10 protein-coding genes are annotated in these 11,698 nt (G+C 70.7%); 2 read left to right on the top strand and 8 right to left on the bottom strand.

The genetic code is table 11. From position 1 onward, the window contains the following. Both K4B79_RS48050 and K4B79_RS39050 read left to right on the top strand, forming a co-directional pair. Window positions 1-137, top strand: a 137-nt coding sequence (locus K4B79_RS48050; RefSeq protein ID WP_269463368.1) for a carboxyl transferase domain-containing protein, incomplete at its 5' end; no start/stop codon positions are given. A gap of 46 nt (window positions 138-183) precedes the next feature. Beyond that, window positions 184-378, top strand: a complete 195-nt coding sequence (locus tag K4B79_RS39050; RefSeq protein WP_232032166.1) for an acyl-CoA carboxylase epsilon subunit — start codon at window positions 184-186, stop codon at window positions 376-378. Between the two features lie 265 nt (window positions 379-643). Here K4B79_RS39050 and K4B79_RS39045 read toward each other — a convergent pair whose 3' ends face one another. The 8 genes from K4B79_RS39045 to K4B79_RS39010 form a co-directional block, all read right to left on the bottom strand. After that, window positions 644-1,225, bottom strand: coding sequence for a GTP-binding protein (locus tag K4B79_RS39045; protein ID WP_026248371.1), 582 nt, complete (start codon window positions 1,223-1,225; stop codon window positions 644-646). Beyond that, window positions 1,206-1,802 (bottom strand): DUF742 domain-containing protein, encoded by a 597-nt coding sequence (locus K4B79_RS39040; protein ID WP_067440302.1) that lies wholly within the window; start codon window positions 1,800-1,802, stop codon window positions 1,206-1,208. Before K4B79_RS39040 ends, K4B79_RS39045 begins: the two co-directional genes overlap by 20 nt. 96 nt (window positions 1,803-1,898) lie before the next feature. Beyond that, the gene (locus K4B79_RS39035) at window positions 1,899-2,312 is read right to left on the bottom strand and encodes a roadblock/LC7 domain-containing protein (RefSeq protein WP_004983065.1); all 414 of its coding nucleotides are present in this window, start codon (window positions 2,310-2,312) and stop codon (window positions 1,899-1,901) included. Window positions 2,313-2,322: 10 nt separating this feature from the next. Further along, window positions 2,323-5,640 (bottom strand): nitrate- and nitrite sensing domain-containing protein, encoded by a 3,318-nt coding sequence (locus K4B79_RS39030; RefSeq protein WP_232032165.1) that lies wholly within the window; start codon window positions 5,638-5,640, stop codon window positions 2,323-2,325. 399 nt (window positions 5,641-6,039) lie between these two features. After that, window positions 6,040-6,615: a GTP-binding protein gene (locus K4B79_RS39025; protein ID WP_067440310.1), complete on the bottom strand. Its 576-nt coding sequence runs from the start codon at window positions 6,613-6,615 to the stop codon at window positions 6,040-6,042. Then, window positions 6,596-6,991 carry a DUF742 domain-containing protein gene (locus K4B79_RS39020; RefSeq protein ID WP_030611532.1) on the bottom strand — a complete coding sequence of 132 codons (396 nt, stop codon included), beginning with the start codon at window positions 6,989-6,991 and terminating at the stop codon, window positions 6,596-6,598. The genes K4B79_RS39025 and K4B79_RS39020 overlap by 20 nt, the downstream gene beginning before the upstream one ends. Before the next feature lie 111 nt (window positions 6,992-7,102). Then, window positions 7,103-7,516, bottom strand: coding sequence for a roadblock/LC7 domain-containing protein (locus K4B79_RS39015; protein WP_123999246.1), 414 nt, complete (start codon window positions 7,514-7,516; stop codon window positions 7,103-7,105). A gap of 9 nt (window positions 7,517-7,525) precedes the next feature. Continuing rightward, window positions 7,526-11,419: a sensor histidine kinase gene (locus K4B79_RS39010; RefSeq protein ID WP_232032164.1), complete on the bottom strand. Its 3,894-nt coding sequence runs from the start codon at window positions 11,417-11,419 to the stop codon at window positions 7,526-7,528. Between the last annotated feature and the right edge of the window lie 279 nt (window positions 11,420-11,698).

The raw sequence follows: 11,698 nt of genomic DNA, 5'->3' as shown, positions 1-11,698 counted from the left end.
ACGCGGCCGAGCGCGGCCTGGTCGACGACGTCATCGACCCGGCCGAGACCCGCGAGGTCCTCATCTCCTCCCTCGCCATGCTCCAGACCAAGCACGCCGACCTGCCCTCCCGCAAACACGGCAACCCCCCGCAGTAACCCACGGGTACCGCTGCGGAAACCTCTCTCACGGAGACTGTGACCTATGACCACGCCTGACATCCGCGTCGAGAAGGGCCACGCCGAGCCCGAGGAAGTCGCCGCCATCACGGCCCTCCTCCTGGCCCGCGCCGCCGCCCGGCCCGCCGACCCCGCCCCGACCCACCACGGCCGCCCCAGGGCCGGCTGGCGCCGCCTGGAGCGCGAGGGCGGCTTCCGCGCCCCGCACAGCTGGCGCTGACGCCTCCGGCGGTTAGCGGCCCCGTTCTCCCGTTGGGAGGGCGGGGCCGTTGGTGTGTGTGGCCGTCCGCCTGAGGGGTCGGGGGCTGGGTCTCGTGGGCGGCTGCGGGAAGTCGTGGGCTGGTCGCGCAGTTCCCCGCGCCCCTGAGTGAGTGGGGCCACTGGTCCCAGTTGAGGGGCGCGGGGAACTGCGCGAGCAACCACAAGGGCTGCCGCAGACGGCACACAACCGTCCGAGGCAGCCCAGTAGCCGCACGTACTACTACCTACCGCAGACGAGCCATCAACGCGTGCTCCACCAGCGTGATGAGCGCCGACTTCGCGTCCGCCCGATGCCGCGCGTCCGTCGTGATGATCGGGGTGTCGGGACCGATCTGGAGGGCCTCGCGGACCTCGTCCGGGTTGTACGGCTGGTTCCCGTCGAACCCGTTCAGGGCGATCACGAACGGAAGACCCGAGTTCTCGAAGTAGTCGACCGCCGGGAAGCAGTCGGCGAGACGCCTCGTGTCGACGAGGACGATCGCGCCGATCGCGCCGCGCACCAGGTCGTCCCACATGAACCAGAAGCGGTCCTGGCCGGGCGTACCGAAGAGGTACAGGATCAGGTCCTGGTCGAGGGTGATACGGCCGAAGTCCATGGCCACGGTGGTCGTGGTCTTGTCTCCGGTGTGGGTGAGGTCGTCGATGCCCGCCGAAGCTGACGTCATGACGGCCTCGGTGCGCAGCGGGTTGATCTCCGAGACGGCGCCGACGAACGTGGTCTTGCCCACGCCGAAGCCGCCAGCCACCACGATCTTCGCGGACGTGGTGGAGCGGGAAGGCCCTCCGCTAGAGCTTGCGAAGTCCACTGAGCACCCTTTCGAGCAGTGTCACGTCTGGCTGGCCGCCGGCGTTCTCGTCGCCGCCGGGCTGATGAATGGCGACCAGGCCCGCCTCCGCCAAGTCGGCGACGAGGATCCTGGCCACGCCGAGAGGGATCGTGAGGAGCGCCGAGATCTCGGCGACCGACTTGATTTCCCGGCAGAGATGGCAGATCCGCTGATGCTCGGGCAGCTGGCCCTGCATCTGGTGCGGCTGCGCGGTGGTGTGCACCAGCGCCTCGATGGCGAGCTGGTAGCGCGGGCGGGTCCGTCCGCCCGTCATGGCGTACGGGCGCACCAGCGGGTTGCTGGCGCCTCCCGCGGGTGAAGGCTCAGGGGTGCGTCGGTGTGGCTGCACGGGCTGGATGCGCGGGGCCGGCGGCTGGTCGTACGGCGACGGCCCGGGACCCTGGGGGCCCTGGGGCGCGTACGGCTGCTGACGCCGCTGGCTCGGTGCGGAGGGGAAGTTGTACCGGTTCGGGTTCTGCGAACCGTCACCCTGGCCGCCCTGGGCAGGGCCGTACGACCAGTCGCCCGCTGACGAACCGCCTGGGGGTGTTGCCACTTTCTCTCCTCCTCCGACTGTGCCGGGCACCCATCACTGTGGAGCCGCGTCCCGAAACCTTACGACTCCGGGACGCCAAAACGCACCGTCTGTCTGTCAGTTGAGCAGGCTCCCCTGGAGCTCCGCACGCAGATCGGGCGTCAGGACCGTACCGGCACGGTCCACCAGAAGCGCCATCTCGTAACCGATGAGGCCGATGTCCGCCTCCGGATGTGCGAGAACCGCGAGCGACGATCCGTCGGAGATGGACATGATGAAGAGGAATCCCCGCTCCATCTCCACAACCGTCTGGTTCACGCTGCCGCCCTCGAAGATGCGGGAGGCGCCTGCCGTCAGGGACGTCAGACCTGACGCGACGGCCGCGAGCTGGTCGGCACGGTCGCGCGGAAAGCCTTCGGACATCGCCAGAAGGAGTCCGTCGGCGGAGACCACCACGGTGTGGGACACCCCCGGGGTGTTGTCCACGAAGTTGGTGATCAACCAGTTCAGGTTCTGCGCCGCCTGGCTCATCGGGCTCACACTAACGCTCCTGGTTGTAGGTGCTGTCAGAACCGAAGCCCTGACCGTTCGTTTCACTGCCTGCGGTGCGTCCTCGCTGGACACCGCGGCGCAGGTTGCTCAGCCTGCCCCGGATGTCCTCGGGGGCGCGGGAGACCTGTGGGCCACCCTGTGGGGTCGATTCGGCGGCTCCCTCGACCAGGTTGGCCTTGGGCACCCGCCGCGGCAGGCCGGAGGAGGTGACCCCGCCCGCCTTGGGCTTCCGGAGCTGCGAGGCCTGCTGCCAGCGCTCGTCGTTGGCCGAGCGCCAGGAGTCGGTGCCGTTGCTCTCCGGCGTGGAGGCCGGCGGCTCCTGGTTCGCAGGCCGCGTGCCGTTCGAGCCGTTCGCGCCGCCCGCGGTGGATCCGCGGCGGGGAAGCCCGGCGTCGGTCAGCTGGTGACCCGCGGTGGAGGGGGCCGGTCCCGGACGGTCGAAGCCTACGCGGTCCTGCTCACTCACGTCAGCGGCCTGCGCAGATTCCGCTTCCGGAGCGTACTGGTCCGGGTATCCGTTGCGGTAACCGTCCGACTGCGGCCAGTCATCCTGGTAGGACGGCTCTTCGAACGCCGAGAACCTCTCCGGTGCGGCGGCCCGGGCCGACGCGGGCTCCTCCTGAACCGGCTCCGTATAGGAGGGCTCCGGGTAGCCGCCGTTCGAGGGGTACCCGCCGTTCTGCGGCACGGAGCCGTTCTGGCCGCCGTTCGGGGAGAACAGGTCGTTCTGCGGCAGACCGCCGTTCGGCGCGTAGTACTGCTCGTCGTACGCCGGCTGCTGCTGCTCTTCGTACGACGGCTGCTGCGGTTCCTCGTACGACGGCTGCTGCGGCTCCTCATAGCCGGGCTGCCGGTCGAACGCGGCGGTGTCGGGGTGCTGCTGCTCCTGGAAGTCGCCCTGGCCGGTGCCGTAGCCGGACCGGGCGTCGAAGCCCTCGGCGTAGGCGGCGCCCTCCGCGGACTCCTGGCCGTGCGTCTGGGCCTCCAGGGCCGCCCGGCGCTCCTCGCGCATCAGGGAGCGGCCCACCGGGTCCAGCTCGCGTATGTCGTCCGGGACCTCGGTGTAGCGGCTGTCGTCGAAGCCGAGCTCCGCGGCCGTACGCATCGGCAGGCCGTTGCTGAAGTCCTCGCCCTGGTAGCGCTGCTCCGGGATGATCTGCGAGACGGTGAACTCGTCCTGCAGCGGCTGCTGCTCGCCGCCGCCACCGCCGTGGGTGATCGCGTCGGGCAGCATGACCAGGGAGGTCGTGCCGGCCTGCTCGCCGGAGGGGCGCAGCTGGACGCGGATGCCGTGCCGGTCGGAGAGGCGGCCGACCACGAAGAGGCCCATGCGCTGCGAGATCGCGGCGTCCACGGTGGGCGGGTTCGCGAGCTTGTGGTTGATGTCCGCGAAGTCCTCGGCGGTCAGGCCGATGCCCTTGTCGTGGATCTCGATCATGATGCGGCCGTCGGGCAGCCGGGTCGCGGTGACGCGGACCTTGGTCTGCGGCGAGGAGAACGTGGTGGCGTTCTCCAGCAGCTCGGCGAGCAGGTGCACGAGGTCGGTGACCGCGCGGCCGTGGATCTCGGCCTCCGGGACGCCGGACAGCTCGATGCGCTCGTACTGCTCCACCTCGGAGGAGGCGGCGCGCAGCACGTCGACCAGCGGGACCGGCTGGTCCCAGCGGCGGCCGGGCTCCTCGCCGGCGAGGACCAGGAGGTTCTCGCCGTTGCGGCGCATACGGGTGGCCAGGTGGTCCAGCTTGAAGAGGTTCTCCAGCTGGTCCGGGTCGGCCTCGTTGTTCTCCAGGTCGGTGATGAGGGTCAGCTGGCCCTCGATCAGCGACTGGTTGCGGCGCGAGAGGTTGGTGAAGATCGCGTTGATGTTGCCCCGCAGCAGGGCCTGCTCGGAGGCGAGCCGGACCGCCTCGCGGTGGACCTGGTCGAACGCGCGGGCGACCTCGCCGATCTCGTCCCGGGTGTTGATCGGGATCGGCTGGACACGGGTGTCCACCCGGCCCGGGTCGGTGCGCGAGAGCTGGTCGACCAGCATCGGCAGCCGCTGCTCGGCGATGCCGAAGGCGGCGTTGCGCAGCTGGCGCATCGCGCGGGACATCTGGCGGGCCACCATGCCGGCCAGGATGAACGCGGCGAGCAGGGCGACGACGACGGCCGCACCGGTGATCAGCGCGTCCCGCTTGGCGCTGTCGGCGATGTCGGAGGCCTCGTTCACCGCGGTGTTCGCGAGTTCCGTCTCGATCTTGTTGTACGCGTTGAACTTGAGGGTGTTGACCGCCCACCAGTTCTCCGCGGTGATGCCGTCCTGGGCGAGGGCGGCCCGCTCGCTGGTGTCGGTGGAGGTCAGCGCGCCGAGCCTGGTGACCATCGTGGTGTCGCCCGCCGGCGGCGGCACGTACTCCGGGTCCTTGGCCTTGGCCTCCTTGGCCATCCGCTCACCCTCGGCCCGGATCTGCGTCGCGGCCGTGGTCAGCTTGGCGTTGTCCTCCTCGGTGCCACCGCTCTGGTACTCCTGGACGGCGATGCCCTCCAGGTAGGCGTACGAGGTCAGGGCGACGCGCTGCTTGGCCAGGTCCGCGGCGTCGGGGCCGGGCTTGATCAGCATGTGCATGCCGATGGAGCGGTCCAGCGAGACCGCGCCCTTGGCCAGCGAGATGGCGTAGACCGTACGGCCGTAGCTGGTGATGTTGCCGGTGCCCAGGCCGAGCTCGTTGGCGAACTCCAGCAGGCGGTGCTCGGTCTCGACGTAGCCCTCTTCGGTCTCCACGCCGTTGAGCCGCTCGGTGTAGGCGGCCTTGCGCAGGTCCGTCAGCTTGGGCTCGACCTCGCGGAAGCGGTCCAGGCGCCGTACCAGGTTGGGCCGGTCCGGCATGCTCTTGACGGCCTCGTCGAAGGCGTCGGCCGCCCGGTCGGTGTTCGCGCGGGCCTGGACGACCGTCGGGTCCTTCTCGCCCTTGCCCTGGAGCAGGGGAGCGGCGGTGACGTCCCGCTCGACGAGGAGTTCGTTGCCGTAGGCGAGCGCGGCCCGCACCACGCGCGCGGTGTTCTCCGCGTCCTCGGCCTCCTGCCAGGTGTCGATCGAGCTCTTCACCTGGAAGCCGCCCATGACGAGGCCGACGCCCACGGGTATGAGCAGGATCGCGTTCAGCCGGGTCGGTACCCGCCAGTTACGGGGGGAGAGGCGGCCGCCGCTCGGAGCGGGCACCGCCGTTGGTTCCGATCCGGGCACAGGGGCGGGCGCCGCTCCGCGCGGCGGCGGGGTGAAGTTGCCCCGGGCCGACGGCTCGGGACCGTTCTTGCTTCGCCTCACTCGACCAACAACCTTCCGGCGGTCGGCACCAACGTTGTGCCGCAGTGTCTCAGAGCCCAGTACGCCTCGACCGTGAGTACGTCTTTGACTATTGGGCAGTTCAGGCATTCCAGCACGTCCGCCTACGCTCCTCCAAACAGTGGAGGGCGTGGATTCGAAGTGATGTAAGCCCCAGATAAAACGGTCATAAAGAGCGAGCCCCGTCAAAAGACGGGGCCTTTGTGCGCGCAGCGGCATCGGTTGACCGCGACGCGTGGCCGTACCACCCGATTCCTCTGCCGAAACGTTATGAACACCGGGGCCGACCGTGTCAAAGGACACAGTCGGCTCCGCCGCATCTACGACAACTGCCGTATGGCGCTGCCGACTTGGGTACCCACTCGTGATGTGCCTGGGGAGTTACCGCAGGCGGGCCATCAAAGCGTGCTCCACCAGCGTGATCAGTGCGCCCTTGGCATCCGAGCGGTGTCGGGCGTCGGTGGTGATGATCGGGGTGTCGGGGCCGATCTGCAGGGCCTCGCGCACCTCTTCCGGCTGGTAGGGCTGGTGTCCGTCGAAGCCGTTGAGGGCGACGACGAACGGCAGACCGCTGTTCTCGAAGTAGTCGACCGCCGGGAAGCAGTCGGCCAGACGGCGGGTGTCGACCAGGACCACCGCGCCGATCGCGCCGCGCACCAGGTCGTCCCACATGAACCAGAAGCGGTCCTGACCCGGCGTACCGAAGAGGTACAGGATCAGGTCCTGGTCCAGGGTGATGCGGCCGAAGTCCATGGCGACCGTGGTGGTCGTCTTGTCCCCGGTGTGGGTGAGGTCGTCGATGCCCGCGCTCGCGGACGTCATGACGGCCTCGGTGCGCAGCGGGTTGATCTCGGAGACGGCGCCGACGAACGTGGTCTTGCCCACGCCGAAGCCGCCCGCGACCACGATCTTGGCGGAAGTGGTCGCCCGGCCTCCGTCAGAGCTTGCGAAGTCCACTGAGCACCCTTTCGAGCAGTGTCACGTCCGGAGCGCCAGTGGACTCGTCGCCGCCGGGCTGGTGAATGGCGACGAGGCCGGCCTCCGCGAGGTCCGCGACAAGAATCCGGGCCACACCCAACGGCATGGCCAGCAGCGCCGAGACCTCGGCGACGGACTTCACCTCACGGCAGAGGTGGCAGATGCGCTGGTGCTCAGGGAGCAGCCCCATGAGCGCCGCCGGGTCGGCCGTGGTGCTGATCAGGGCCTCGATGGCGAGCTGGTAGCGCGGCCGGGTCCGGCCGCCGGTCATCGCGTACGGACGTACCAGCGGCTGGTCGCCCTCATCCTCGTACGGCTCCGCGTACGGATCATGAGAGGCGGTGGGCGGGGTCATGAATCCTCCGGGCGGGACAGCAAGTCGGTCAGTCAAGCCGTCTGACGAGGCCGGTGGGGGGACTGTGGCGGCCGGACGGTGATGTGGTGAGGGGGGTTGGATTCGTGCGGGTCAGTGGAGCAGACTTCCCTGGAGTTCGGCGCGCAGGTCGGGCGTGAGTACCGCGCCCGCACGGTCGACCAGGAGTGCCATCTCGTAACCGACGAGACCGATGTCGCAGTCGGGGTGGGCGAGGACGGCCAGCGACGAACCGTCCGAGATGGACATGAGGAAGAGAAATCCCCGTTCCATCTCGACGACCGTCTGTGCCACGTCGCCGCCCTCGAAGATCCGGGAGGCGCCGGCCGTCAGTGAGGTCAGTCCCGACGCGACCGCCGCCAGCTGATCGGCCCGGTCACGCGGAAAACCCTCGGACATTGCCAGCAGCAGGCCGTCGGCGGACACGACGACGGTGTGGGACACCCCGGGGGTGTTGTCCACGAAGTTGGTGATCAACCAGTTCAGGTTCTGTGCCGCCTGGCTCATCGGACTCAACTAACGCTCCTGCTGGTGAGTGGGGCTCGGGAAGCTACCGGTCTGGCCGGTACCGGGGCCGGTACCCGCCTGTCGACCCTGCGCGATGCCCCGACGGAGATTGGTCAGCCGGCCGCGTACGTCGTCAGGCGCACGCGAGACCTGCGGACCGGCTTGGTGCTGTTGCTGCTGCGCCGTGCCCGGGACGAGGTTCGCCCGGGGTACCCGGCGCGGCAGACCGGAGGTGGTGACACCGCCCGCGGCCGGCTGCCGTACGCGCTCCGCCTGCCGAACGAGATCGTCGTTCGGCGAGCTGCGCCAGGAGCCGGTTGCGGGACGTTGAGGAGCGGCCGGAGCCGGGGACTGCTGCGGGGCCGCCGGAGCCGAGCCGTTGCCGCTCTGCTGCTCCTGGGGGCCGCCGTGGAACCAGTTGGTCTCCAGCGTGTCGTACAGCGGCGTCCGTCCGTCGCCGGGGCCCGCGGGCGGCAGCGCCTCGGGCTCCTGGCGGGCGGGACGCTGCTGCGGACGCGGCGGCATCGGCGGACGCGGGGCACCGAAGTCGGCGCCCTGGTTGCCGTTGACCTGCGGGCGGTCGAACTGGCCCGTGATGGAGGAGGTCTCACCCTGGTTCCGGCCGGGCAGGGCGTGCTGCCCGGTGGAGCCGTCGTCGTAACCGGGCCGGCTGAACGGGCCGGTAGCCCCGTTGTCGGTGCCCGGCATGGCGAACTGGCCGGTGGAACCGTTGTCGTACGCCTGCGGAGAGGCGAACTGGCCCGTGGTGGACGGGGTGTTCTGGCCGGGGGCGCCGAAGACGTCCGAGCGGACGAACGAGCCGCCGTCGCCGCTCTGGGCGTTCTGGTCGCCACGGCCGTTCGGTCCGCCGGTGCCCGGACGGGGGAACTGTCCGGTGTTCTGCGGGAGGTCGAAGTCGGAGCGGGTGAAGTCGTCGGCCGGCCCGGGGCCCTGGCGGCCGTCGGGGCGCGGGATCGCCGGCATCTCCGTGGTCGCGCCCGGACCCTGCCGGTCGTCGATCCGCGGCATCCGCGAGGTGTGCGCCGAGTCCTGCTCGTCGTGGCCGCGCGGGGTGTCCAGCGAGGCCCGCGGCACCGGAGGCTGCGCGTTCTCGTCGCTCCAGCTGGGCGTGCGGGGCTGCTGCGGGTTGCCACCGGGCAGCTCGGCCCGCGGACCGCCGCGACCCGGCAGCTGCGGCCGGCGACGCCGGGACTGCTGCTGCTCACCGCCGGTGCCGGAGGGCGACTGCGACGGGGGCGCGGGATTCCGGGAACCGCCGAAGGCGTCCTGACCGCCGCCGAAGGCGTCGCGGCCACTGCCGAACGAGTCCTGGCCACCACCGAAGGCGTCCTGCGGCCCGCCCGTGCCCGCGGCCTGGAGGCCCTGCGGAGCACCCGGAGCCTGACCGCCGAAACCGGAGCCCGCACCGGCCGGAGCCGGCCGGCCCTGCGGCGCACCCGGACCCTGCGGCCCGCGCGCCCCGCCCGGTCCACCCGGACGACCGCCGTTGTCGCGGCCCGGCAGTGCGGCCCGCGGACCCTGACCGGCGTTGAGCCGGCCACCCGTGGGCGCACCGGCGCCGAGAGCGCCGCCGCCGGGAGCACCGGCACCGAGGGGACCGCCACCCGGCTGGCCACCGCCACGACGGGCGGCGGCGACACCGGCGGCGGCAGCCGCCGCGGCACCGCCCCCGGAGGGACCGCCCTGGCCGGGCTTGCCCGGAGCGGGCTTCTTGCCGCCCTGGGCGACGTCGACGGGGAGCATGACCAGCGCGGTCGTACCGCCGGAGTCGGAGGGCCGCAGCTGGATGCGGATGCCGTGGCGCTGCGACAGCCGGCCGACCACGAACAGACCCATGCGGCGGGAGACGGAGACGTCCACGGTGGGCGGCGAGGCGAGCCGCTCGTTGATCGCGGCGAGGTCCTCGGGGGAGAGGCCGATGCCGGTGTCGTGGATCTCGATCAGCACCCGGCCGTCGGGCAGCGCGTGACCGGTGACCTTGACCTTGGTCTGCGGGGAGGAGAACGAGGTGGCGTTCTCAAGGAGCTCGGCGAGCAGGTGGACGAGGTCGTTGACCACGCGGCCGGCGACCTCGGTGGTCGGCACGGAGGCCAGCTCGATGCGCTCGTACTGCTCCACCTCGGACGCGGCGGCGCGGAGCACGTCGACCAGCGGGACCGGGCGGGTCCACCGGCGGCCGGGCTCCTCACCCGCGAGGACGAGGAGGTTCTCACCGTTACGGCGCATACGCGTCGCGAGGTGGTCGAGCTTGAACAGCGAGGACAGCTGGTCCGGGTCGGCCTCGCGGGACTCCAGTTCGGAGATCAGCGAGAGCTGGCGCTGGATGAGGCCCTGGGAGCGGCGCGAGAGGTTGGTGAACATCGCGTTGACGTTGCCCCGCAGCAGGGCCTGCTCGGCGGCGAGGCGGACCGCCTCGCGGTGCACGTCGTCGAAGGCCGCGGCGACCTGGCCGATCTCGTCCCGGGAGTGCACACCGACCGACTCGACGGAGGTGTCGACGTCCTGCGGGTCGGACTCGGACAGCTGCTTGACCAGCTCGGGCAGCCGGTCCTGGGCGACCTTGTTGGCGGACTCCTGGAGGCGGCGCAGCGAGCGGATCATGGAGCGGGCCACGACGAACGCGCCGACCAGCGAGATACCGAGAACGATCAGGATCAGCGCACCCGAGATGATCGCGTCGCGCTCCGACTCGTTGCGCAGCTCGCGGGCCTTCTGCTCCATCTGCTCCAGGAGCGTGTGCTCGATGTTGCCCATCTGCTCGATCTTGATCGAGCTGTCGTCCACCCAGTCCTTGTACGACCGCTTGTCCAGACCGGCCAGACCGTCCGTACGGCCCAGGGCACGGGCCGCGTAGAGGTCGGTGGCCTGGATGGTCGGGTTGCCCTCCTGGACGGGCTTGAGGAGCTCGGGGGCGGCGTCCGTGCCGTAGATGCTGCGGAAGCTGGCGAGGTCGGACTCCTCGCTCTGGAGCGCGCCCTCGGCGTAGAGGCGGTCGCTCTCGGTGAGGTCGCCCGCGGTGTTGTTGCTGACGGGGAGGGCCGCCGCGAGGATCGCGCGCTGCACGGACGCGTACTCCTTGGCGGACGAGAAGGCCGCCAGGGCGCGCGTGCGCTGGATCATCTCGGGGTTGCTCGTGGCCTCCGCCATGTCCTGCGAGAGTTCCAGCAGGTTGCTGATGAGGCGGTGGTAGCCCTCGACCGTCTGGGAGGTGTTGCCGTCGGTCGTGTAGGCCGAGGAGCGGATCTTCGACAGACCCGCCAAGTCGCGGACGAGACCGACGAGGTTCTCGCGGACGCCCTGGAGGTTGCTGTCCTCGGAGGGGGTGTCGATGTCCTCGGCGGCGGCCTTGAAGGTGTCGACCGCCCGGTCCGTCTTGTCCCGGTAGCCCTTGACCGTGTAGTCGGTCGAGGTCCCCGTCTTGTGCGAGAGCGGACCGGCCGACTGGTCGCGCTCCTCCTGGAGCGCGGCGGCCAGCTCGGTGGCCTGCTTGGTCATCTCCGTCAGCAGCTTCATGTTGTCGAGCTGCTGGATGTCGTCCATCGAGTCGTTGATACGCAGCGCGCCCAGCGAGGTGGCCGCCACCACCGGGAGCGTGAGCAGAGCGACCAGACGCGTGGAGATGCGCCAGTTGCGCAGCGCTATTCGGGGGCCGGGGCCGGACGGGCCCTTCGGCGGCTTCACCGCCGGTGTGGTCGGAGCGGACGGGCTCGACGACGCTGACGACGCACCGGGGCGCCCGGAGCGCTCACCGCCGTCGCCGGACGGGGCCGTGCCCGGGTTCTGGGCGTGCTGGGGCGAGGAGCCGCCGGCCATCGGACCGGTCCCGCCACGCGGCTCCGGCTCCGCCGAAGCACTGCCATCCCTCTTGAAACGTCCCTGCACTAGCGTCGCAACCTCTGGACCAGGCGCCCTTCCGGATGAACGGAAGGACACGGTGTCGGCGTCGTAGGGGGCGTCCTGAATTACGCACCCTGGTGGTCGTGAGTGACCGGCGCTGGCTCCCCCTTCTCACCGCCGCTCGGCGCTTCTCTGCGCCCCCTGCGCGCCGGCTCGATCCCGCGGCGGTCCGTGGAATTCCAGCACAGTGCCGGATCTCCAACAAGGCCCGTGGGTCAGGGCGTGACCGGCGTGACAGAACGTGAGTGCGAAGTCACCACGTGT

This window comes from Streptomyces lincolnensis, assembly GCF_021173675.1.
Taxonomy (GTDB): domain Bacteria; phylum Actinomycetota; class Actinomycetes; order Streptomycetales; family Streptomycetaceae; genus Streptomyces; species Streptomyces lincolnensis_B.
Note: the sequence above shows the minus strand (reverse complement) of the source record. Positions and strands in the feature narration are given on the sequence as shown.